This window comes from Anaeromyxobacter sp. SG64, from assembly GCF_022690745.1.
Lineage (GTDB): Bacteria > Myxococcota > Myxococcia > Myxococcales > Anaeromyxobacteraceae > Anaeromyxobacter > Anaeromyxobacter soli.
This window is the reverse complement of record NZ_JALCZB010000005.1, coordinates 35,319-58,024: the sequence shown is the minus strand read 5'-3', so window position 1 is coordinate 58,024 and position 22,706 is coordinate 35,319. Positions and strand designations below refer to the sequence as shown.

General features: G+C 71.5%; 23 protein-coding genes. 21 read left to right on the top strand and 2 right to left on the bottom strand.

What is annotated here, in order from left to right:
* Nucleotides 1-7 precede the first annotated feature (7 nt).
* From MNZ29_RS02745 to MNZ29_RS02690, 12 genes are all read left to right on the top strand, one after another.
* Nucleotides 8-787, top strand: a complete 780-nt coding sequence (locus tag MNZ29_RS02745; protein WP_242352721.1) for a ParA family protein — start codon at nucleotides 8-10, stop codon at nucleotides 785-787.
* Complete coding sequence (locus MNZ29_RS02740) at nucleotides 780-1,883, top strand: ParB/RepB/Spo0J family partition protein (RefSeq protein ID WP_242352719.1); 1,104 nt, start codon at nucleotides 780-782, stop codon at nucleotides 1,881-1,883. Before MNZ29_RS02745 ends, MNZ29_RS02740 begins: the two co-directional genes overlap by 8 nt.
* A 1,202-nt stretch (nucleotides 1,884-3,085) precedes the next feature.
* The gene (locus tag MNZ29_RS02735; protein ID WP_242352717.1) at nucleotides 3,086-3,385 is read left to right on the top strand and encodes a hypothetical protein; all 300 of its coding nucleotides are present in this window, start codon (nucleotides 3,086-3,088) and stop codon (nucleotides 3,383-3,385) included.
* A 69-nt stretch (nucleotides 3,386-3,454) separates the two neighbouring features.
* Complete coding sequence (locus tag MNZ29_RS02730; RefSeq protein WP_242352715.1) at nucleotides 3,455-5,152, top strand: ParB/RepB/Spo0J family partition protein; 1,698 nt, start codon at nucleotides 3,455-3,457, stop codon at nucleotides 5,150-5,152.
* 209 nt (nucleotides 5,153-5,361) lie between these two features.
* Nucleotides 5,362-6,237, top strand: coding sequence for a DUF6744 family protein (locus tag MNZ29_RS02725; RefSeq protein WP_242352713.1), 876 nt, complete (start codon nucleotides 5,362-5,364; stop codon nucleotides 6,235-6,237).
* 16 nt (nucleotides 6,238-6,253) lie between these two features.
* Entirely contained in the window at nucleotides 6,254-7,402 is a 1,149-nt protein-coding gene (locus MNZ29_RS02720; RefSeq protein ID WP_242352710.1) for an AAA family ATPase, read from the top strand.
* Nucleotides 7,403-7,471: 69 nt separating this feature from the next.
* Nucleotides 7,472-8,767 (top strand): VWA domain-containing protein, encoded by a 1,296-nt coding sequence (locus MNZ29_RS02715; RefSeq protein ID WP_242352708.1) that lies wholly within the window; start codon nucleotides 7,472-7,474, stop codon nucleotides 8,765-8,767.
* Between the two features lie 235 nt (nucleotides 8,768-9,002).
* Nucleotides 9,003-9,173 carry a hypothetical protein gene (locus tag MNZ29_RS02710; RefSeq protein WP_242352706.1) on the top strand — a complete coding sequence of 57 codons (171 nt, stop codon included), beginning with the start codon at nucleotides 9,003-9,005 and terminating at the stop codon, nucleotides 9,171-9,173.
* 115 nt (nucleotides 9,174-9,288) lie between these two features.
* Nucleotides 9,289-9,510 carry a hypothetical protein gene (locus MNZ29_RS02705; protein ID WP_242352704.1) on the top strand — a complete coding sequence of 74 codons (222 nt, stop codon included), beginning with the start codon at nucleotides 9,289-9,291 and terminating at the stop codon, nucleotides 9,508-9,510.
* Between the two features lie 269 nt (nucleotides 9,511-9,779).
* Nucleotides 9,780-10,262 (top strand): hypothetical protein, encoded by a 483-nt coding sequence (locus MNZ29_RS02700; RefSeq protein ID WP_242352702.1) that lies wholly within the window; start codon nucleotides 9,780-9,782, stop codon nucleotides 10,260-10,262.
* 11 nt (nucleotides 10,263-10,273) lie between these two features.
* Nucleotides 10,274-10,888: a RadC family protein gene (locus MNZ29_RS02695; protein ID WP_242352700.1), complete on the top strand. Its 615-nt coding sequence runs from the start codon at nucleotides 10,274-10,276 to the stop codon at nucleotides 10,886-10,888.
* A gap of 67 nt (nucleotides 10,889-10,955) precedes the next feature.
* Nucleotides 10,956-11,771: a GIY-YIG nuclease family protein gene (locus MNZ29_RS02690; protein WP_242352698.1), complete on the top strand. Its 816-nt coding sequence runs from the start codon at nucleotides 10,956-10,958 to the stop codon at nucleotides 11,769-11,771.
* Between the two features lie 217 nt (nucleotides 11,772-11,988).
* Here MNZ29_RS02690 and MNZ29_RS02685 read toward each other — a convergent pair whose 3' ends face one another.
* On the bottom strand, nucleotides 11,989-12,195 hold the full coding sequence (locus MNZ29_RS02685) for a hypothetical protein (RefSeq protein WP_242352696.1): 207 nt from the start codon (nucleotides 12,193-12,195) through the stop codon (nucleotides 11,989-11,991).
* Nucleotides 12,196-12,371: 176 nt separating this feature from the next.
* Here MNZ29_RS02685 and MNZ29_RS02680 point away from each other — a divergent pair, with 176 nt between their 5' ends.
* Nucleotides 12,372-12,716 (top strand): hypothetical protein, encoded by a 345-nt coding sequence (locus MNZ29_RS02680; RefSeq protein ID WP_242352695.1) that lies wholly within the window; start codon nucleotides 12,372-12,374, stop codon nucleotides 12,714-12,716.
* Nucleotides 12,717-12,753: 37 nt separating this feature from the next.
* Here the strand turns inward: MNZ29_RS02680 and MNZ29_RS02675 are convergent, their stop codons facing one another.
* Complete coding sequence (locus tag MNZ29_RS02675; protein ID WP_242352693.1) at nucleotides 12,754-13,866, bottom strand: hypothetical protein; 1,113 nt, start codon at nucleotides 13,864-13,866, stop codon at nucleotides 12,754-12,756.
* Between the two features lie 257 nt (nucleotides 13,867-14,123).
* Here MNZ29_RS02675 and MNZ29_RS02670 point away from each other — a divergent pair, with 257 nt between their 5' ends.
* From MNZ29_RS02670 to MNZ29_RS02635, 8 genes are all read left to right on the top strand, one after another.
* Nucleotides 14,124-15,779: a hypothetical protein gene (locus MNZ29_RS02670; RefSeq protein ID WP_242352691.1), complete on the top strand. Its 1,656-nt coding sequence runs from the start codon at nucleotides 14,124-14,126 to the stop codon at nucleotides 15,777-15,779.
* Nucleotides 15,780-16,146: 367 nt separating this feature from the next.
* Entirely contained in the window at nucleotides 16,147-16,443 is a 297-nt protein-coding gene (locus MNZ29_RS02665) for a hypothetical protein (protein ID WP_242352689.1), read from the top strand.
* Nucleotides 16,415-16,735 (top strand): hypothetical protein, encoded by a 321-nt coding sequence (locus MNZ29_RS02660; RefSeq protein ID WP_242352687.1) that lies wholly within the window; start codon nucleotides 16,415-16,417, stop codon nucleotides 16,733-16,735. Before MNZ29_RS02665 ends, MNZ29_RS02660 begins: the two co-directional genes overlap by 29 nt.
* Nucleotides 16,736-16,765: 30 nt before the next feature.
* On the top strand, nucleotides 16,766-17,101 hold the full coding sequence (locus MNZ29_RS02655; RefSeq protein ID WP_242352685.1) for a hypothetical protein: 336 nt from the start codon (nucleotides 16,766-16,768) through the stop codon (nucleotides 17,099-17,101).
* The gene (locus tag MNZ29_RS24805) at nucleotides 17,098-19,683 is read left to right on the top strand and encodes a hypothetical protein (RefSeq protein ID WP_242352683.1); all 2,586 of its coding nucleotides are present in this window, start codon (nucleotides 17,098-17,100) and stop codon (nucleotides 19,681-19,683) included. The genes MNZ29_RS02655 and MNZ29_RS24805 overlap by 4 nt, the downstream gene beginning before the upstream one ends.
* 9 nt (nucleotides 19,684-19,692) lie before the next feature.
* Nucleotides 19,693-20,616 carry a hypothetical protein gene (locus MNZ29_RS02645; protein ID WP_242352681.1) on the top strand — a complete coding sequence of 308 codons (924 nt, stop codon included), beginning with the start codon at nucleotides 19,693-19,695 and terminating at the stop codon, nucleotides 20,614-20,616.
* Nucleotides 20,613-21,935, top strand: a complete 1,323-nt coding sequence (locus MNZ29_RS02640; protein ID WP_242352679.1) for a hypothetical protein — start codon at nucleotides 20,613-20,615, stop codon at nucleotides 21,933-21,935. Before MNZ29_RS02645 ends, MNZ29_RS02640 begins: the two co-directional genes overlap by 4 nt.
* Before the next feature lie 18 nt (nucleotides 21,936-21,953).
* Nucleotides 21,954-22,700 (top strand): hypothetical protein, encoded by a 747-nt coding sequence (locus MNZ29_RS02635; protein ID WP_242352678.1) that lies wholly within the window; start codon nucleotides 21,954-21,956, stop codon nucleotides 22,698-22,700.
* Nucleotides 22,701-22,706 lie beyond the last annotated feature (6 nt).

The following is a 22,706-nucleotide window of genomic DNA, read 5'->3' as shown; positions in this document are numbered from 1 at the left end:
GATGGACATGACTGCTCGCAGACTCGTCGTGGCGATGCCGAAGGGAGGGTCCGGGAAGACCGCGACCTCCGTCGCGTTCGCCTGGGGACTCCAGCGCGCCGGCCGGCGCGTGCTCGTCGTCGACCTCGACTCGCAGGGGAACGCCACCGCGGCGCTCGGCGTGGACGCGCAGCCCGGCGGATACGGCGTCCTCGAGTTCCTGCTCAGGCCCGAGCTGCCGTTCGAGCCGCAGCGCGTCTGCGAAGGGCTGGACGTGGTCCCGGCGTGCCCCTGGGCGGTCGGCGTCGATCTCGAGGTGCAGCGCGCGAACCAGCTCACCGGCCCCGTCGCCGTCCGAGAGGCGCTCCAGCGCGTCGAGGACCGCTACGAGTACATCATCTGCGACTGCGCCCCGAGCCTCGGGCCGGTCACCTACAACGCGCTCGCCGCCGGCCCGATTCTCGCGCCGGTCGAGACGACGCGGCTCGCCGTCTCCGTCCTCCCGGAGCTGGGAAGGGTGGTCCAGCAGCTCCGCCGCGGCGTCGCCCCCGAAGCGAACGTGCTCGCCTATCTGCCGACGCGGTTCGTCGAGGAGCAGACCGAGTCGCGCGAGGCACTCAATGCGCTGGAGGGGCTCGTCGGTGGCCGGGCGCTCCGCACGCGCATCCCGCTCGCCACCGCCATCGCGCGTTCGCTCGCCGAAGGGATCCCGCTCTACGACGCCCGCTACCGTCCGTCGAAGGGGCCGCCGGCCTACCTCGCCGCGCTCGACGAGCTCCTGCCGATCCTGGAAGCGAGCCATGGCTGAGGGCCGCCAGATGTCCATCGTGGAGAAGCTCACGTCGCGGATCACTCGCGCCGAACAGGTCAGGGCATCCGAGGCGAACGGAGCCGACCCGGTTGCCGTCTACGCCGCCGAGGCGACCAAGGACGCAGTGCTCGCCAGCATCCTCCCGGGCCAGCAGCTCCGGTCGGTCCGATTGGACCTCATCTCGCCCGCGCCGGATGGACAGGCGCGCCAACAGTTCGACGAGGAGCGGCTGGGTGCGCTCGCAGACAGCCTTCGCCGCTCCGGCGTCAGGGAACCGATCATCGTGACGCCGCACGGGGCCGAGCCCGGACATTTCCAGATCGTCGCGGGGGAGCGGCGGTGGCGGGCCGCGCAGCTCGCGGGCCTCGAGGAGATCCCGTGCATCATCGATCCGAAGCTGGTCGACCGTCCCACGAAGCTGCTCGCCCAGGCCGAGGAGAACTTGCACCGCGAGAACCTGAACGCGGTCGAGGAGGCGGACGTCCTCGCGCAGCTCATGGGGGCGCGAGACCTCGACGTGCGCGAGGCGGGCGAGCTCATCGGCCGCAGCTATGCCCAGGCGCGTCGGCTCTACCGGATCCACATGGCGGTCGAGCCCATCAAGAAGGCGCTCATCCGCGGTGAGCTCGACGCCCGGGGAGCCATCGAGGTCGATCGCGTCTTCAACGCGCTCGAGAAGGCAGTCGGGAACGGAGAGGCGCTGAAGCGGGTCGAGAAGCTGCTCGAGCGCATCGTGCTGGAGAAATGGCCGATCCGCCGCATCGAGCAGCACGCGAAGAAGGTGGCGGGCGGGGAGGCCGAAGAGAGCTCCGCGAGCAGCGGCCTGTCCGGCGAGGCGGTCACAGCGGCACCTGCCGCGGTAGGAAACCGGAGCGCGGATACGACGCCCGACGAAGCGGCGAAGGTCGTCGCGCAGGAGGTCGTCGCCGAGATCGAGGTGTTGCCCGACACGCCGCCTCCGCTGTTCACGCGAGAGCACGGGCGGGTCGTCATCGAGGAAGCTCGGATCCAGCGTGGGCTCGTCACGCCGGACGAGCGCGAGCAGCTCATCGCCGTGCTCGAGGAGCTGCTGATGCGGGTCCGGCGCGTTTAGAGGGCGCTCACAAGGTCCGTTCATCACTCGCCGGACGGCAGCCGCGGTCGATCTCGCGGCGCCGTCCGGCTTCTTCATGCCCACCGCGGACTGCCGCGGGAAGCGCGCCGGGCGCCTCTTGAACCACGTGGTTCAAAATGGAGCAAACGGGGTGTTCCCGGGGGCTGTGTCCTGGAGTCCGCAGGATTGGGATCAGCGTTGGGATCAGGATTGGGATCAGGTTTGGCGACGGTAAGCGCGCGAGATCTCGGCGGCCCGGCCCCGCCGCCTGCGAGTGGCGTTCGTCGCGAGGTGCGGGGTGCCATCAGCCCGACCCCTCACTCCCAACCACCGGAGTGAGGGGTCGGGCTGCTGTCACCCTGAAGTCCTCTTCAAAGGGCAGGTGGCGGGGCCGGGAAGTTCTTGAACCACGTGGTTCAAAATGGAGCAAATGGGTACAGGGGAAAGGGGAAAGGAAGAGAAGGTGTGAAGAAGAAGGGAACCGAGAAGTCGTAGCGGACCGAAAACGGAGCGAGTCGAAGGCGAGTGGTGCCGAGGCGGGACCACGCATGCGCGCCGACGAGAAGCGGTCGGCGCAGCGCGCGGTCCGCCTGAGGACGGGCAATGCGGGGCGGCCGAGTCGAAGGCGAGCGGAGGAGATGCGGGACCACGCATGCGCGCCGACGAGAAGCGGTCGGCGCAGCGCGCGGTCCGCCTGAGGACGGGCAAAGCGGGGCGGCCGAGTCGAAGGCGAGCGGAGGCGAGGCGGGACCACGCCTGCGCGCCGACGAGAGACGGTCGGCGCAGCGCGCGGTCCGCCTGAGGACGGGCAGGGCGAGGCGGCGAGTCGAAGGCGAGCGGTGGTGAGGCGGGACCACGCCTGCGCGCCGACGAGAGACGGTCGGCGCAGCGCGCGGTCCGCCTGAGGACGGGCAGGGCGAGGCGGGCGAGTCGAAGGCGAGCCGGGCCGAGGCGGGACCACGCCTGCGCGCCGACGAGAGACGGCCGGCGCAGCGCGCGGTCCGCCTGAGGACGGGGAGGGCGAGGCAGGCGAATCGAAGGCGAGCGGTGCCGAGGCGGGACCACGCATGCGCGCCGACGAGAGGCGGTCGGCGCAGCGCGCGGTCCGCCTGAGGTCCGGTGCACCGAGGCGCTGCCGTCCGGCGGCACCGGCCGCTCCACGTCGGTGAGAGCGGCCGGATGCCGCCGACGAGGAGCCAGCCATGTCCGATTCGGACCTTGCTGAACCCGTGGTGACCAACCCCGAGCAGCACGTCTCGCGCGCGCGGCGCGGACGCGGGGCAGCGCAGCGCTGCCGGTTCTGCGCCCGCGAGAACGCCGGCGACGTCGTCGACGCCGGCGGCGACAGCGGGCGCGTCCACCGCGCCTGCTTCATCGAGTGGGACCGCAGGCAGGAGGCGCTCGAGATGGCGGCGATGGTGGCCCTGTCCCTGCCGGACCCGGGCGAGTTCTGGTCCGAACGCGAGATCGCCGGGGAGGACCCGCTGGCGCAGGCGGCGTAGCGCTGCGGCCGGCACCGCGCCGCCCTCTGGACGAGGCGGCGCGGTGCCGCCCATCACAGGAGGTCGCCCGTGAAGGCGAGTGCCACAGCGAAGAAGACGAAGGGGGCGGTAAAGCCGCGGCCGGTGAGCCTCGAGCCGGTTCCGGTCCGGCTCGTCCCGATCGGCGACATCGATCTGTCGCCGCGGAACCGAACGGCGCGCAACATCGACGAACTGGTCGCGTCCGTGCGGGAGCACGGCATCCAGCAGCCGATCAAGGTCCGGCCGCAGGGCTCGCGGTTCGAGATCGTCTACGGCGAGCGCCGCTACCGGGCCGCGAAGCAGGCGGGCCTGAAGGAGGTGCCGGCCACCGTCGAGGATCTCACCGACGAGGAGGCGCACGAGCTGCGCATCGTCGAGAACGCCTGCCGCGAGGACCCGCACCCGCTCGAGGAGGCCGAGGCGTACGAGGCGCTGCTCGCGATGAAGGACGGCCGCGGCCGGCCGCTCCACACCGCGGACACGCTGGCCAAGCTCGTCGGCCGGTCGCCGCAGTACGTCTACTCGCGCCTGAAGCTCACGGCGCTCGGGCCCGCGATGCGCGACGCCTTCTGGAAGGGCGAGCTCACGACCACCACCGCGTTCCTCGTGGCGAGGGCGGTTCCTCCGGCCCTCCAGGACGAGGCGCTGTCGGAGCTGCGGAAGGAGTTCGAGGACCACGGCGAGGGCGAGCCGTTCCCGGCGGACGACCTCGCGTACCTGGTCGAGCAGCGGTACCTGACGCGGCTCGACCGCGCCCAGTTCTCGACGGACGACGCGAAGCTCGTGCCCGAGGCCGGCGCGTGCACGAAGTGCCCGAAGCGCACCGGCAACCAGCCCCGGCTCTTCTCGGACGAGACCGCGGCGGACACGTGCACCGACCTCGTCTGCTTCCGGAAGAAGGTCGCCGCGCACCACGAGCGGCTCGCGAGCGAGGTCCGGGCGAAGGGCGGCACCGTCCTCACCGAGCAGCAGTCCAACGGGGTGTTCCACGGCGGCCGCCAGCTCCCCTGGAACAGCAACTACGTGGAGCTGGACGCGGTCTGCTTCGACGGCCCGGAGCGGCGGACCTGGCGGCGCCTGCTCGGCGATCTCTGCCCGACCCCGACGTTCGCGACGGATGCGGGAGGTACGCCGCGCGCCCTCGTGGGCAAGGCGGAGGCCCTCGCCGCGCTCGCCGCGGCCGGAGTGGAGTTCGTGCGGCGGCGCGACTCCGCACCGGGCACCCAGGACGACGACCCGGACGCCGAGGACGGCGAGGCGCCCGCGCCGAGGGCGCCGCCCGCCGACCCGGCCGCGGCGCGCGCCGCCGCGGAGCTGCGCCGCGCGACCATCACGAACCTCCTCTCGGCGATCGTCGCGGCCGCGCAGGCGCGGCCGGCGGACGACTCGACCTTCGCGCGGCTCGTGTTCGACGCGATGGTCCACGGCGGCTACCACGACGCCGTCGCGGACGCCGTGAAGCGGCGCGGGCTCGAGCGCGAGAAGGGCTTCTCTCCGGAGGCGGCCCTCACGGCGCACGCGAACGAGCTCGAGGGCTCGGCGCTCCGCGCCCTCGTCCTCGAGCTCGCGGTCGGCCGCGGTGCCTACTTCGCCTGGTCCTCGCGGTACTCGGACCGGCTCACCGCCGCAGCGGCCGCGTACGGGATCGACGTCGCAGCGATCGAGAAGGCCACCGCGGAAGAGCTCGCGCAGCGCCGCGCCGATCGCGGCGCGCGCAAGTCGAGGAAGGCCGCCGCGTCTCGCTGAGGGCGCCCCGGCCGTGGGCCGTGGTCGCCGACAAAGCCCGCCACCTCTCCCTGTGGTGTCGGGCTCACCGCCCCCCGGGGCTCCAGGTTGCTCGGAGCCCCGGGGGTTCTCCCCCGAGAGCGCCGCCTCGGATCGCGAGCCGTCACCGCGCCGCCCGGCTGGGCGGGGCGGCGCGGTGCCGCCTCCTCACTCCGAACAGGGAGGCCAGCATGTCCGTGGAGCTCATCCGTTCCTACACCTACAACGCCGGGAAGCACGTCGGCGATCTCCTCTGGTGGACGCTCGCCGACGCGAGGGTCACCCGCAGGACGCTCGAGACCGTATGGGCGAACGCCGGGCTCGCCGAGAACCTCCTGCCCGAGCCGCCCACGCCCGAAAAGGCGCTCCGGACGGCCGTCCGCGAGGCGCAGGTCGGGCAGCACGACCACCTGCTCCGCCTCGGGAAGGAGGACGACGGCGAGATCGTCTTCGCCGTCGTCGCCGAGACCCGAGACGGTGATGGGAACGTCTCGCTCGCGCAGACGGCGCGGATCCGGCTCGACAGGTCGCGCCCCGTGAAGCTCGAGTCCGACCAGCCCGGCCACGACCTCGTCGTGGCCGTGTCCGCCGCCTACGACCGGCTGCTCAACACGCACACGCCCGACGACGTCCGGCGCGCGCTCGTGAAGACGCTCGCGTCGTGCGCTGCCGTGACGCTGCGCGATCACGGCGGCGTCTACTGGGTCCCGGCGCCGTACGCGGAGACGCTCCGGCGTCTCCGCGACGCCGTGTCGAACATCGGCGCCTCGCGGCTCGACGTCGTCCCGATCCACGCGTCGCCGGAGGCGACGGCGGCGCTCGGGGACGCCGCGCGCGCCTCGATCGACGAGGAGATCACGGCGCTCCGCGCCGAGATCGAGGGCTTCCTTTCGGACCCACCCGAGCGCGCGTCGACGCTGGCGCGGCGGCTGGAGACGTTCGAGGGCCTCCGCGCGAAGGCCCGCCTCTACCACACCGTCCTGCAGGTGCAGGTCCAGGATCTCGAGACCGCGCTCAACAAGCTGACCCTGCAGGTCGAGGGACTCCTCCAGACGAAGGCTGCGTGAGGAGAGGGGAACGCCCATGACCACGTCCGCACACGCCAAGCTGCTGCAGCTTCGTTCGGAGCTCCTCGCTCGTTTCCCGGAGCGCCGCGACGTCATCGAAGGCGCCCTCGCCGCCGTGCTCGCCGGCGAGCACGTTCTCCTCCTCGGCCCGCCGGGAACGGCGAAGAGCGCCCTCGTCCGCGCGATCGCGCAGGCGTTCGGGGGGAGCTACTTCGAGCGGCTCCTCACCAAGTTCTCGACGCCCGAGGAGCTGTTCGGCCCGATCAGCCTGAAGGCCCTCGAGCAGGACCAGTACCAGCGCGTCACCGCGGGGAAGCTGCCCGAGGCGGAGTTCGCCTTCGTCGACGAGGTCTTCAAGGCGAACTCGGCCATCCTGAACTCGCTCCTCACGGCGATGAACGAGCGGCTCTTCCACAACGATGGGTCGCCCATGCAGATGCCGCTCGTCGCGCTCTTCGGCGCGTCGAACGAGCTGCCGGACGGGAAAGAGCTCGAGGCGCTCTTCGACCGGTTCCTCCTCCGGTTCGACGTGCAGTACCTCCTGCGGCCGAGCAGCTTCCGCGCGGTCCTGCTCGGGCCCGAGCCGACCTGCTCCTCCGCGCTGACCATGGCCGAGCTCCGCCAGGCGCAGGGCGACGCCGCCCGGGTGAAGGTCACCGACGAGACGGTCCAGGCGCTCATCGCGATCCGGGACGGCTGTCGCGCCGAGGGCATCGTGGCCTCGGACCGCCGTTGGAAGAAGACGCTCAAGGTCGTCCAGGCGGCGGCGTGGCTCGCTGGTGAAGCCTCGACGACGCCCGAGGACCTCCTCGTCCTCACGCACGCGCTGTGGCGCGAGCCGAAGGAGCACGCGAAGGTGGCGCAGATCGTCGGACAGCTCGCGGACCCGGTGAGCGCCAAGGCCGCCGAGGTCCTCGATGCCGCGCGCGAGACCGCGGCGCGGGTCGCCGCGCTCCGGACGTCCGATCGGAAGAGCTACCTCGCCCAGGCGGCGCAGGCGCTCGAGGAGTTCAAGGCGCAGCAGCAGAAGCTCCGCGAGCTCACGAGCGGAGCCGGTCCGCGCGCGAAGGCGGCGCTCGGGGACGCGGACCAGGAGATCGCGCAGCTCCACTACGAGCTGGCGCGGGCGGTGAGCGCCGGGCTCGGGCTCGCGTCCGCGCGTTGACGTGCGGGCCCGCCGCGGCCGCCGCCCTGTCGGGCGGCCGCGGACGGGCCGCCGGGACCCGGAGGTCATATGAAACGTCTCCTGTTCGACGTCTCGCGGTGGCACCTCATGCTGCACCGCGAGCACCGCCAGCTGCCGCGCGCGCAGGAGCGCGACGTGCCGCAGCTCCGGCTCGAGGACGAGCTGTTCGAGCGGCTCTACACCGGCGAGGGCGAGCGGCTGGCGCCGAGCCGGGTGAACGCCGCGCTCCGCCCGTGGGCGGAGCGCGTGCACTCGACCTGCGACGCGCTGCCGTCGTTCGCGAGGCTCTCCGCGGAGTGCCGCGGCGACGCGGCGGCCTCCGCAGCGGCTGTCGAGGCCATCGTGCGCGAGCTGAACCTGCCTCCGCCCGACGAGCCGCCGCCGCCCGCTGCGCCGGGCGTCGGCAAGGATCCGTTGCGGCGCCCGCTCGCCGCCGCGTGCGCGGCGGCGACGCGCGCCGTCGCGGAGCTGCGCGACGCGGCCGAGGGGCTCGCGCACGTCGCGTTCCAGGGGGGACTGCTCCCGGGAACGGGGACGGCGGACGGGGTGCCGCGGGAGCACGGCGTGGTGAGGTCGCTTGCCGCGCGGCTCAAGGGTGACGAGCGCCTCCGGCGCATCGCCGCCCTCGCAGGTCGCTTCAAGCGCATCGCGGCGGCGAAACGCCGCCAGCGCGTGAGGCACGGCGCCGACGAGGTGACCGACGTCGAGCAGGGCGCGGACCTGGGCCGGGCCCTGCCGGTGGAGCTCGCGAAGCTCTCGCACCGGCTCCTGCGGCTCGACTTCCTGCGTGCTCTCCTCGAAAGCCGGTCCCTCCAGTACCGGCTCGAGGGGACGGCAACCCTCGGGAAAGGACCGCTCGTGGTCCTCCTCGACAAGAGCGGCTCGATGGACGGGCCGCGCGACGTGTGGGCGACCGCGGTCGCGCTCGCCCTGCTCGACCAGGCGCAGCGCGAACGGCGGACGTTCGCGCTGCTGGGGTTCGACGCGCGCGTGAAGTTCGAGGCGGTCGTGAAGCCGTCCGAGGCGCTCCCCGACGACGGGCTCTTCGTCTCGTGCGCCGGTGGGACCGAGATCGCCGCCGCGGTGGGCCGCGGCCTCGAGATCATCCGGACGCACCCGGGCGCGCTCCGCAAGGCGGACCTCGTGCTCGTCACGGACGGCGGGTCGGACGCAAGCACGGCGGGCGCGCTCCGGGAGAGCGCCGCCGCGCTCGGCGTCACGATCCTCGGGCTCGGGATCGGGGTCGAGCGGGAGTGGCTCGTCCCGTGGTGCGACGAGGTCCACGCGGTCACGGATCTCTCGACCGTCGACGACTCGAGCGCGTCCGCCCTGTTCGCGGCGTAGCGACGGGCCGGCGCCGGCTGGCCAGCGCGTCTCCAGGCGCGCGCGGGGGTTCGCCTTACGACCGCCGCCGCTCCGCCAGGCACGGCCCGCGCCAGCTCGCGAACAGCCTCGCCGTCACGGGCCGGCAGGGCGGATCGCCGGCCACGGCGAACCCCCGCGCGCTCGTGGGCTGCACCGCGCCGCCCGTGCCGGGCGAGGCGGCGCGGTGCCGCCCACCACAGGGAGACGCGATCACATGGCCAGCCTCATCCAGACGGACCCGGCGCTGCACCTCGAGATCGAGCAGGAGTTCGGCGACCTGCAGCTCGAGCTCGTCCACTGCGAGCTGTGCGGCGACTACCACCCGCCCGAGCTGCACCTCACGCGCGCGACGCTCTTCGACGACGACGAGCCGGCGGACGCGTGAAACCGCGGCTGGAGCCGCCCGGCGACGGGCGGCTCCTCCAGTCCTCGATGGCGGCACCGCGCCGCCGCTCCGGTGAGCGGCGCGGTGCCGCCGTCCAGCACAAGGAGCCGAAACGATGAACCGGATCGCGACGAACCTCCTGCAGGAGCAGCTCTCGCTCGCGCGACGCATTCTCCAGCCGCAGCCGGACGGTCGTGAGATTGGGGTCGAAGACGTCCTGCGCCTCGCCACTGTGACGATCGAGCTGCACCGGAAGCTCTCCAGCGGGACACCGCTTCCCTCGGTCTGGCTGGGTGGGACGCTTCGGGCACCGGGCGAGCTCACGCGCCGGTCCTGAGCATGCGGTAGGCGAGCTCGGGTCGCCTGCGATGCCGCCGGGCTCCATCGCGGCAGCTCCGGGGAGCGACGCCGGTCGGCGGCTAACGACGCCTCGGGCGTCGGGAGCGCCCGTCGCGCCGGCGCGCGCAAGAGGCGCGCTCGCCGTCACGCCGGGCGACACGCCCGCCGCTTCGGCAACGCCGCCGCCCGTCGTCGCGGGGCCGGCACCGCCCCGCCCGTGTCGGGCGAGGCGGCGCGGTGCCGCCCCCACTCACAGGAGCTGCCACGATGAAGCCCTTCACGGTCCTCGGTTACAGCGCGAACGACGAGGTCTTCTGCCCCGCGTGCCTTCGGTCCACCACCGGCCTCGGGCCGGCGGACACCGACTACAACGGCCGTCCGATCCTTCCGCTGTACGCCGCGGACACGACGGTCCAGGAGGAGTGCTGCACGTACTGCGGAGCGTCGCTCCTCGACCTGCGGCTGCTCGCCGAGGCCGAGCGGGCGAAGGCCGAGCCGGCGTTCCACGTCGAGAAGACCCGGCACCACGGACGCCAGCCGGCGCTCCGGTTCGACCGGAAGCCGCCGGAGGAGATCCGGACGGAGCTGAAGCGGGCCGGGTGGCGGTGGGACCCGGTCGCCCAGCTCTGGTGGTGGCCGAAGGGCGCGCCGGTTCCGGTGCCGGCCTCGCTGAACCTCCCGCCCGTGCCGGCGAAAGCCGTCGCGCGGCCGCCCACCATCCGCCGCGCAGCGGCGCAGGCGCAGGCGTAGGGGAGGGCGCCATGGCCAAGAACCTGGTCCGCGAGCGGCTCCTGATGGACGGGCCCCGGGCTCTCTCCGACGCCGAACTCCTCACGATGCTGGGCGCCGGCGGCGCGGCCAGCCGGGCCGTGCCAGAGCTGGCGTGGCTCACGGTCGCCGAGCTTCGTCGGCTGGGCGTGGGCGAGGCGCGGGCGGCCGCGCTCGCCGCGGCATTCGAGCTCGGCCGGCGAGGCGCGTGGGCGCCGCCGAAGCGCGGAGAGCGCTGCCTCGACCCGGGTCGCGTCTACGAGCTGATGCGCCCGCTCGCACACGCGCCGGTCGAGGAGTTCCACGTCATCCTCCTCGACGTGCGCGGTCGGCTCATCCGGACCGAGCGCGTGGCGCAGGGCTCGGTCTCGCAGTGCCCGGTGAGCCCGCGCGACACGCTTCGCGTCGCCGTTCGCGAGGGCGCGCACGGCCTGGTCTTCGTGCATAACCACCCCTCCGGATCGCCTGAGCCATCGCCGGATGACGGAGACTTAACTGAGCGTCTACGGGCCGCGTCCGAGCTGGTGGGGATCGTGGCAAGGGACCATGTGATAGTGGCGTCGGGCGGGTACTACAGCTTCGTCGAGGCGGGGCGCTGGCGTCGATGATGCGCGTTCGCGCCAGCGTGTCCGTCCGGGAGGTATCCTGTCGCGACCTCCCGCTACGGACACCTGAATGGCCCTCCTGCTCTGTGATCTCATCAAGCTCGCTCGGGTCGAGCTCGGCGACTTCAAGGTGCACCTCGCCACTGGCGAGCCCAATCCGCCCCTGACCGCGTTCTTCGACGGCAAGTTCGAGGAGTGGCAGGAGTATCAGCACCAGCGAAACTTCCAGTGCGAGCACGTCATCGGGCTCATCCACCTCGGCGGGCCGCGCTGGCTGTTCGCGGGAGTCTGGAAGGTGCACGGGGCGACGCCGCGCACCGACGGGCCGCGCGCATGGTTCCAATACGACACGACGGAAGTCGCCGGGCTCGAGCACCTCGCCGGCCGCATCATCGTCGAATACACGCGCAGCGGCCGGAACTCGTACCGGATCGGCTCGACCATCGCGGGCGAGCTCGTGGTGGCGCAGCTCCTCGAGGAACGGATGCGCATGGCGGACTTCGCCGGGTATGCGTCCGTCCTTCTCACGTTCGACGAGCTCCGGCACGTGGTTCGCCGGGCGCTGCCGTCCTGGAAGGCCGCTCTCGCGAGCGTCGCAGGCGTCTACCTCGTCGCGGACAGGTCGTGCGGGAAGCTCTACGTGGGGAGTGCGTACGGAGCCGACGGCATCTGGGGACGGTGGAGCTGCTACGCGGAGACGATCCACGGGAGCAACGCCGAGCTCGCGAAGGTGATCCACGAGAAGGGCTTCGAACACGCGAAGCACTTCCAGTTCTCGATCCTGGAGATCTGCGACATCAAGGATTCGGCGGACGCGGTGATCGCGCGCGAGTGCCACTGGAAGGCGGCGTTGCTCTCGAGGGAGTTCGGGTACAACTCGAACTGACGGGCCGCTTCGCGGGATGAGGAGGCGCGCCGGCCGGCGGCGCGCCGGATCGGTCCAAGTGCTTCGCCCGCGCCGGCGGGCCGTCGTCCGCGCCAGCGCTCAGCAGCTCATGCAGCGAGGCGTGGCCCGCGCGTACGGCACCGCACGGGCGGCGCGGGCTCCGCCGGAGCAGTGAGGGAGGAGAAACTGCGAGCCGCATCTGCGAGGCTACGAGCGTTCAAGGCCGCGCCGCGCTCGCGAGCTCCCGGAGCACGCCCAGCAGGCGGTGCAGCTCGGCGTCCTTGCAGGAGTTGCAGGAGTGCCCTGGCGCGTTCGGCGGCCCCCGTCGATCGAGATCGGCGATCCGGCGCTCGATCGCGGCGACGACCTTGAGGAGGGTGGGCTGGTGGAGTTCCGGGGTGGTCGTGGGGGAGGCGGCGCGCATGCGAACTGAACATATGCGCAGTAACTCGGCAGCGCAAGCACCGGTCGCGCCGGGGGCCGTGCTGAACCAGTCACGTCGGCGTGGCGAGTCACGCAGACGTCTGGCATAGTTCAGACGGACGGCTGCGGAACGTCTGTCGGCCATGTGCCGGCCCACTCAGCGCGTACGTGAGGGCGATGATGGCGAAGGAGAAGGCGGCTCGCGAGGAGTCCCCGTTCCAGAGCACCGAGAAGGTCATGCAGACGTTCCGCATGACCCGGGAGCTCGTGACCTTCCTCAAGGGCGAGGCGGCGGCGAAGGGGCTCGATCTCACCGCGTACGTGAACCGGATGCTCGAGGGGCTCCGGACCTGGTTCGGCCTGCCGGACGCGGCGTCCCATCTCCTCGAGGCGGATCGCGAGGCCCTGAAGATGGGCCGCTACGAGTACATCCTGCACGTCCTTTTCCAGCGCAGCCTGGAACTCCGCGAGAAGAGCCCTGGGTTCGACGCGCCGGGCGCGGCCGATAAGAGGAAGCGGTAGCCAGCGTTGCTCAGGTCGGACGGGCTCGCGGCCCCACCTAGAGTTCCTCGAGTCCTGCGTAGCTCACGTAGAAGCCGGCCCCTCGCTCCGCGACAGCCATCTCGGCGTCGGTCTTGCCCTGCGCGTTCGCGATACCCACCGGGGCGAACATCGCTTCCGCCTTCTTCGCCACGGCGTGCGCGCGCAACCGGGCAGCTGCGTCGGGGTCTAGCGCACCCTTTCTAGGATAGACGGCCGTGCGCACCGCGATGAAGACGAGCCCGCCGTTCCTTCTCCCGACGATCTGCGGGTCGACGCCAAGATCCGTTGTGACCGAGACGATCTCTAGGCCCGCTTTCGCCTCATACTCCGCGACCGTCCTGACCCCGAACTCGTGCACCTCCTGCGGACTCATGCGGTCGCCCACTTGAGGTGAAGCCTTGCCCGGCCTCTCGGAGCCGCCCAGTGGCGGTCTCGGTGAGACCTCCGATGTCCGGACGAACATGGGCTCGGGAAGCGGCACGCCCGTGCGCCGAGCCCTGTTCCTGTTCAGGGTCAGGAGTTGAGCCTGGTGCGTGCGGTGCCGAAGCGTTTCCGCCAGCTGGAGGCCGGGGAAGCGAGCCAGTATCGCCTGTCCCTCAGCGTCATAGCCGCTCTCCAGTGGCGGCATCTGGCCCTCCAGGTCCCGGCGCGCGCGCAGGTGTTCCTGGCAGCAAGCGCAGAACACCCTCGCCACGCCTTGTGAACTAAAAGTGTAGACCTTCACACCGGATTCAGCGAGGAACCCGGCTCCGCACCCGCCGCAGGCGTGAATGGAGGAGTTGGAGCTCCGGGCCATGAACTCGGTACACGAGCGACACTGCAACCCCTCGTCGGCCGACCGGGGTCCGCCGCACATGACGCAGGGAGTTCCGGCCGCGCCTCCCGGCGCACGACCTGTCATCCGGTCGAAGATGGCTCGCATCTCCGGTGGAAGCGCCTCGTTCCGCTTCTTTCGCTCGGCCAAGAAGACGTACCGTCCCCCCAGGAACGCTGCTCCGAGCACGAGCGCTGCGCCGAGGAGGGCCCAGGTCGGCGCGTAAGCCCACTCCGTTGCGGCTCCGCCCGCGAGGCCACCGACGACAGCACCGACGCCGAGCGCCTGGTAGACGGGCTTCAGTTTGCCGGACATGTCCACCCCCACGACCTTGCGGCGCCCGCGCCAGGCGGAAACCGAGGGCGCGGGTGGTGCCGCATGACAAAAACGAGGAGAGCCGCGCTCGCTGCCCTCCCGTGTCAGCGAGGTCGAGGCTACCACACAGACCGGCAACTCACGCCTCGGTTTGCGCGGGAGCGCGCGGATCAGTTGCAGTTCGTCGCGCGTCCGTTCGTTCGCTGCTGTACGCTGAGCGCCCCGGGCTGAACGCGAAACTCGCACGGAGATGGGACATGGGCCACGCTACCCTTCAAGATCGCGTCGCGACGATCTGGGCGAGTGTCCGAGCCCTGAACGGATGGCAGAGAGGCACGGTCGCGATCACCGCCGCAGCCATCGCCTACTATCAATTCACGCAGTACGCCGACTGGGACTACGAGGGCGATGCGTGGTTCATCGGATTCGCAGTCGCGGGGTTGCTCCTATTCGCAGCGCTGGCCAGTCGGCCGCCCGCCAGTGGAGTGAATACATGGCAGCGGGCTGCGCTGGGAGTCACTGCAGCTGCTATCGCGGTGCTCCAGGTTGCGCGCCTCGATGCGATTGGGGGGAGCGAAGGTATCGGGTGGGTCGGTGCGTTTCTGACTGCGGGCGCGCTCGTTGTTGGCGTAGCCGCGAGGGGGAAGAAGCCGAGGTCCGGCGATCTCTCCTCGTACCGCGGAACGCCGAGCGGGAGCGCCGCCGTTCCGTTGTCGCCTTCGCCGTCCATTGGTTCGCTCGAAGCAACCTCCCGGCCGCTCCCGAAAAAGGCGTACTTCAGGGAGACCGACGTAGAGCGGTTCATCGCAGCGTGCCACGCCCTCGCAGACGAGGTTGTCCCCGTCGTGCTCCCAGCCGAGATGCCGAAGGTGCCAGCATTGGCGGGGTACGTCGAGGAGGTCGCGCTCGCGTTCTCGTACGGCATTTGTGGCGTCGTCGCGTGCGTTCACAACCAGCAGTGGCCGAAGTCCAAGGGCTGCGGGGCGGTGACTGAACGGATCGTTGATGACCTCACGAATGCAGCACTGAAGGACATGACCACCGAGCTCAGCGAGGAGAAAGCGCGAGACGCCGTTCGTAAGGTCGCCGCCGAGTACCTCAAGGCGGCGGAGATCGCTGCTTATGGGTTCTGCAAGCTGGCCAACGATGAGAGCCACGAGATGGTGCGCGGGCTCGCGGATGCCGCGAAGAAGGGCACGGTTCGCGACCTCCGGGCTCGTGCACCGAGGGGCACGCAAGTACTTGCTGCGTGGTTGGCCAACCCCAAGGCGGGCGAGAACCACCTCGCGTTCGTTCAGGCGATCCTGGGGAAGGCTGTTGGCGCTTCGTTCCAAGGGGCGGAGTTCCGCGAGCGGCTCGAGGCGCTATACGGGCCCCTGACCCGGAAGATGATCGAGCGCGCGCTTCTGCTGCTGGGCACGCCGCTGGCCGAGAACTCGCCTGCGGTCGATGTTCCTTCCAAGCCGAAGTCTCCTTCGGACGCCGACGTGGAGGTGCTCGTCGCTCGGCATCGGAAGCTCCTTGCGGATGCGCACTCCTCAGGAGACCCGCGCGATTTCGTGCAGGGGCTCACGTTCTGCCCGCCAGACTCGGCGGGCCAGCTGAACAAAGGGCTCTGGGTGTGTGGATGCTGCTTTGCTCCGTTCAAGATCGATCCGGAGAAGGTCGGATTGTGGTTCTCGTCGGACCACCGCGGCGCCCCCGTTGCCCTGTGCGCGGTGTGCATAGAGTTCCTCAACTACCATCACATCGGTCACGCCGGAGGCAGCGATCGGATCGTCCTCTCGGCTGAGTACGACGGCATGGGGCAGGCCTTCGCGGAGAAGTTCCGCGGTCAGTTGCCCGCGAGGATTGCCGTACTGAGGATGGCCGTGATCGAGCGCCGCGAGAAGGCGAGCGGGGACCAACAGTAGCTCTGACCATTTAGCCGGCGTTGGTCCTTTTCTGGCTTGGCGGCTTGCGCCGAAGGGCGGCCGGCCGCCGGCCGCAGGCGCAGGCGCGCGCTGATCGCGGAGGCCTTGCTCTGTGGTCGCGGCGCGCGTCCCCACGTCTTGCGTGGCTCGCTCTCTCGCCCCACTTGGAGACCGATCGCTGGGGCTGCTTGCGTCTGCTGACGGGCCAGCGTATGACTAACGTATGGAAGTCAGGCGAGAGGCGAATGGACAGACGCGCGGCGAGAGCCGCACTGTCGTTCCGGTCGGCGTCGCGACTGGTTGTCCTTCGCCCGCTCATCGAACCCGCGTGTCGTGCCTTCCTCTTCGGGCGAGGATCGCTGGGCTCGTGCTGCTGGTCTGCGCGGCGGTCCCGCCCACGGTACTCCTCACGGCCAGCGCGTCGGACTCGCCTGTGGCGCGCTACGTGCTGGTGGGTCCGGCCCTCCTGAACATCTTCGCCATCTGCGGCGCTCTAGCGGTGCTGCTCGTCTTCGAGCGGCCCCGAACGGCCTCTCCGCTCGCCTACGCGCGCCAGCTCCGCGCCCGGTTCCTCGAGCTTCAGTCCACGTACGACGCCGACTCCCGGCGCCGTCCAGAGGGGAAGGAGAAGGAAGATGACCTCGACGTCCCGCACGAACCGTGATCTCGCCGGCCGCTTCGCGCTCGCTGCGCAGGTGGCTCTCGTCCTCGTCCTCGCGGCCGCGCCCGAACTCGCCCTCGCGCAGAGCACGATGCCGGGGCAGCAGCTCCTGACGTTCGCGAAGAACTTCATCATCGCGCCCATCGCGCTCTTCGCGATCGTGATCTCGGGCGTCGCCGCGTTCATCCGGCCGGACCTCATCAAGACGACCGGCTACATCGCGATCATCGCGGTGATCCTCTACTTCCTGCTCGCGAACGCCGACCGGCTGATGCAGGCGATCCGCGCGGGCTGATCGCGCGCTCGAGCAAGTCCGGAGGCCGCCATGCGCGCACCGGTGTATCGGAACCTCGACTCGAGGAGCACCTTCCTCGGGCTCGTCTTCCCGACGGAGTGGATGGCCGTTCTCGGCGCCGGCTGGCTCGGGACGGCCCTCGGAGCGCCGAACGTCGGCGCCGCCGCGGGGCTCGCTATCTACCTCGTCATCCGGATCGCAGGCTACGGCCGGCCCGAGGGCCACTTGCAGCACTGGGTCGCGTGGCGCCTGCGTCAGCGCATGGCGGCAGGCCGGCTCACGGCGGCGGCGCGGGCGCCGCTCCCGCGGTTCCCGTTCGGTCCGTACGACTGGCGGGGCGCGCCGCGGGACGGAGGCCGGCCGTGATTCGCGAGAGCCCGCTCGCGGGCCTCGTCCCGCTTTGGCGAACCCTGCGCGAGGGGGGCGTCACCGCGCTCGTCACGCCCGCGCTCGACTACGTCGGCGGACTCGAGCTCGGGACGCTCGACGTCCGGTTCGCGGGCGAGGATCAGATCGCCGGCATCGGCGAGGCGCTCCGGAGCCTCGTGGCCTCGCTCGACGACGAGACGACCCTCCACTTCATCCACCGGATCGAGGAGGGCGCCGAGGAGGACGTCCGCGAGTACGAAGGCGTCGCCGCCGCGGCGGAAGCCGCGGCGCTGCGCGAGTACGTCGCGTCTCGCGCGCGCTGGCTCCGTACGCAGCGGCTCCGTCGCGCCCGCGTGTACGTCTTCTTCTCCGGTCCGGGCGGGCTGAAGCAAGGCATCGGGCGCGGGCTCCTGGGAGGAAAGCTCCTCTTCGGGAAGGCAGCCCAGCTCACCGGCGCAGAGCACGCGCGCCGCCTCGGCCGGCTCGCGCAGCTCCGCGACCGCGTCGCCGCGCGCCTCGGCTCGGCGGGGATCCCGTCCCGAGAGCTCGATCTCGAGGACGTCTGGCGGCTGCACTACGAGCTCCTGAACCCCACGCGGGCTCGCGCGGGCGCCGCGCCTCCCCGCGTCCGCCTCCGCGACACGCTCTGGTCCGACCAGGCCGTGAAGCGTGAGGGGCTCCACCTCGCCGAGTACACGGAGGCGGAGCAGCTCGCCCACGAGGATATCGAGGACGGGCGCGGCCACCTCCGGCAGGGCGGGACCTGGCGGCGGGTCGCGACGCTGAAGGTGCTGCCGGAGGGCGGCACGGACTACTTCGCCTGCGAGCCGCTCCTCGGGCTCGCGACGGCGCGCGGCCCGCTCTCGTACACGCTCGCGGTCACCGTCCACGTGCGCACGCAGAAGACGGCGCGGTGGCTCCTCAACAACCAGCACGCGCTCGTCGAGAGCCTCCGGGCGGTGATGCCGTTCCTCGATCGCCGCACCGTCGAGTCGGAGGAGGCGGACCGGGCCAAGCAGGAGGCGATCCGAGGGCTCTTCGAGGAGCTCGCGGCGATGAGCACGAAGGTCGTCGCGCTCTCGGTGTCGCTCCTCCTCGAGGCGGGCTCGCTGGACGAGCTCGACGGGGCCACCGAGGCGGCGCGCAGCGCGTTCGCCGCCGCCGGCAACTCCGAGCTCCTCGTCGAGGAGGTCACGCAGGTCCCGGCCCTGCTGTCGATGCTCCCGGGCGCTGGCCGCTACCAGCTCCGGAAGAAGGGCTGCACGAGCCGGAACGCGGGCGACTTCCTGCCCGTCTTCGCGCCATGGCGCGGCAGCGCCCGGGCGTCGAGCGTGCTCCTCACGCCCACCGGCGAGGCCTTCCGGTTCGACCTCTTCGACAAGTCGAGCGGCGTGAACGCGCACCACGGGATCGTCGTCGCGGACACGGGGTCCGGGAAGAGCGTGACCCTGGGCGCGCTCACGCTCGACGCGCGGGCGGCCGGCGTCGAGGCGATCCTCATCGACAACGGGAGATCGTGGAAGCCGCTCACCGAGCTCCTCGGCGGGGTGCACATCCCGGTCGATCTCTCGACGTCCATCTCCCCGTTCCTCTCCTACGCCCAGCTCGCCGGCGCGGGGACGGCGATCTCGAACGAGGACATCGAGCACGTCGTCCAGTTCCTCGAGGTGTGCGTCGCCGATCGGACGCGGCCACCCTTCGACAAGGTGGAGCGCGACGTGGTCGCCCGGGCGATCCGCTGGACGTACGAGACGCGGTTCCGGCAACGCCCGGAGGAGCCGCCGCTCGTCGGCCAGTTCTCGGAGGCGCTCGCGACTCACGAGTGGACGCACCCGGACGACCGGGCCATCGCGGACGACCTCGTCCGGCGCCTCGCCATCTTCTGCACCGGCATCTACGCCGACTTCCTGAACCGCCCCTCGCAGCTCCGGTTCGACGCGCCCCTCCTCACCTTCGATCTCGCGAAGGTCTCCGAGAACGCGGGGACGAAGGCGGTGGCGATGGCGACCATCATCCAGGCGATCACGAACCGGGCGATGGCGAGGAAGACGCGCACGCTCGTCGAGGTCGACGAGGGGCACGAGTACCTCGGCGCCGACGACGCGACGGAGCGGTTCCTGGGCGGCTGCTACCGCAAGATGCGGAAGTACGACACCGCCATGTGGATGATCTCGCAGAACCTGAACGACTTCCTGGGTTCGCGGGTCGGGCGCGAGGCGATCGTCGGGAACAGCACGATCCGGATCTTCCTGCGCCACCTCGCGGGCAAGCATCGGGGCGTGGTCGAGCACTTCGGCCTCTCGCCGCGCGCCGCCGCCGCGTTCGCCGGCCTGGAGCTGAAGCCGGGCTGGTTCAGCGACTTCCTTCTCATGTATGGCGCGCGCACCGCGGTGGTTCGGCTCGCGCTCCACCCGCTCGCCTACTGGATCCTGACCACCGACAAGGAAGACCAGGACTTCCTCGCACGCGCCGTGGCGAGGAACCCGTCCTACGACCGGCTCGCGCTGCTCCAGGAGCTCGCGGCCAGGTACCCCCACGGTGTCGTCGGCCGCGATCGGGCGGGCCGCCCCGCGGCGTGAGGAGGAGCCATGCGCGTCCGGATCTCTCGAAAGCTCGGCGTCGCGATCGTGCTGTCCGCCGGCGCCGTCCTCTACGCCGCGAGGGCGGCGGCGTTCATCGACCTCGGCGGCGACCTCATCCTGGCCGACATCCTCGCGAACACGACGAAGCAGCTCGCGGTCATGACCGAGAGCCTCTCGGAGCTGCGGAAGAGCTACGGGGAGGTGAAGCGCGTCGCCGCGTACGCCGACGACGCTGCCACGGCGGCGCGCTCGTTCCGAAACTTCTCCGCACGCCGGTTCGGAGAGAGGTTCCAGCAGGACCTCGAAGCCGCCTACCCCGACCTCGAGCGCTTCAGGCGCGACGCCCTCGCGGCGAGCGGCATGCGCGGGAGCCCGTGGGCGCAGGGCACCGGGACCCTCCAGCAGCTCTCGAGCTACTGCCTCGCCGACGTGGCCGCGGGCCAGCCCGCGTGCGTTCAGCTCCGGAACGAGCTCGAGAACGCCAACCTCCTGCGGGCGCTCGCGGCGACGTTCGGGCCGATGAGCGGCGCGGCACAGGCGCGGGCGGTGGACGCCGAGGTGGCGGCGACCATCCGCGCCAGCGCGGCCGAGGCGCGCGCGGGGGATCTGCAGAAGGTCCGCCTCCGCGAGCTCCTGCGCCGATGTAACGGGGCCTCGGAGCTCGGCGACGCGCACGAGGCGGCGCGGTTCGCGGAGGAGTGTCAGCTCGCGGCGCAGCAGGCGCAGGTGCTCAACCTCGAGGAGGGACAGGAGACGAACGTCCGGCTCACCGAGATCGCGCGGCTCCAGGCGCTCGCGGTCGAGCAGAAGAACGCCGACCTGAAGCGCGAGCTCGCGGCGCGGGAGGGACAGCGAGCCGCCCTCACCACCGGGCTCGAGTCGCTCGTGAACGAGCGCGTCCGGATCCGGACCGGAGGGCTCGAGCCGTGAGGACGCCGGGGCGCCAGGTGTGCCGTCGCGTGGCCTTCGGCGCCGCCGCCGTGCTCGCGCCGGCGCTGGCCTTTGCGGGCGATGCCGCGTCGACACGAGATCTCGTCCTCGACTTCGAGCGGTCGGGCGTGCTGAAGGACCTGCTCGGCAAGACGCTCGCGGTCGCGCGGAGCTTCCTCTTCCTCTCGACCTTCCTCGCGTACGCCATCGAGGCGTTCGGGAAGTCACCGCTCGCGGGACGCGACTACGCGGCCGTCACGTGGCGCGTCATCCTCGTGCTGCTCCTCCTCTGGAACTACCAGACGGTCTTCGGCGGAGTGATCGGGCTCCTCGACGGCCTCGAGCGGCAGGTGGCGCCGCCCTCGACGTGGAAGGCCTTCGTCCGGGAGGCGAGCGAGATGCGGAAGTCGCTCGAGGACATCGCCTCGAACGGCGAGCGTCCGGCGAGCACGGAGGAGAGCGGAGGAAGCGGCGCGGCCGAGCCGTCGGGGATCACGGCGTGGGTGTACGACGCGCTCATCGCCTGCATCCAGCTCGTCGCCGAGGCGGCCGTGTTCCTCGTGAACTGGCTCTCCCGCATCCTGACCGCGACGCTCTTCGTGATCGGACCGCTCGCCCTCGTGGCGGGGATCCCGCGGGTGAGCAGCACGGGAACGCGGTGGTTCGTCCGGTTCGTCACGATCGCGAGCTGGCCCGTGTTCTCGGGGGTCCTCCTCTCGGTCCTCGTGACGGTCGCGGCGCAGGGTGCTGCCCGGCGCACGTACCTCGAGTGCCTCGTCGCGGCCCTGGTGATGCTCGTGACGGCGCTCGCGACGCCGCTCCTCGCGAGCCACGTGATCGGCGGCGCGCTCGACAACGCGACCTCGCACGGCTGGGGCTCCGCGAAGGCGGCTCACCACGACGCCGTTCGTCCAGCGCTCAGGCTCGCGACGGGCGCCGCAGGCCGGGTCGTCGCGGTGGGCACGGCCGCAGCGCACGCGGTTTCGGGTGGCGGGAGCGCCGCGGGCGGCGGCGCGGGTTCGAACGGCGGGGGAGGAGGTTCGGGCGGCGGCGCTGGCGGTGCGCGACCAGGAGGTGGCGGGAGCGGCGCCGCCGTGTCGAACCCGCCCGGAGGAGGCGCGCAGTTGCGGGGCCGCGTGCGACGCGGCCGCGCGGGACAGGCACCCGGGGCCACCGCGGCAGCGGCATCGGCCGCTCCCGCGACCAAAGCCGAGCAAGGAGGCGTTGTCGCCAACCCGCCTGCTCCACCGGAACCGCCTCGCCAGGCGGCAGCGCGCTCCGAGAAGGGCGGCACTCCGCAAGGCGGCAAAGGCGCGTAGCGACCGGAAGGCGATCGCATGGAGGGACGAGCCGTGGTGAAGACGAGCATGCAGGATCCGCGACCGCCGGGGTCCCCGCCCGCCGTGTGGGCGGCGTTCGTGGCGCAGAACGCCTGGAAGAGCTGGCTCATCGTCGGGTTGCTCACCGTCATCGTGCTCCAGTGCATCGCGCTCGCGCGCCTCGCGAGCCGGCCGCCGGAGTTCGTCATGGTGGACGCGAACGGGCGATCGACGCCGGTGCGGCGCTCCGTCGCAACCGACGCCCTCCTGCGGTTCCTCGCCGACCGGACGCGCCCACCCGATGTGGCGGTCGTGCGGTTCACGAGGGACTTCCTGCACCTCGCGCTGGGGCTCAACTCGAGCACGATCGCCGCGAACTGGCCGGCGGCGCTCGCGATGATGGCTCCCGAGCTGCGCGAGCGAATCGCCAAGGAATCCGCCGCGAAACGGCTCGTCGAGACGTACCGCCTGGCGCAGCGGGGGACGGAGCTCTCGTTCGACGAGATCGTCGTGGAGGACCAGACGCCGACGCACGTCGTTGTGCGCGCGACCCTCACGCGCAGGTCGTTCCCGCTCATCGAGGGCGGGGGCGCGCCGGAGACCGATCGGGTCCGGGTCGAGCTCCTGGAGCGGGTCGTACCCGCCACGATGGACTGCCCGGATGGGCTCGAAGTGCAGGAATGGCGGCTCGTTCCCTTCGCTCTCAGCGAAAATGGTGAGGCACAGACCGGCGAAGAACGGGAGGCGTCCCGTGACGAGAGGTAGCCCAGC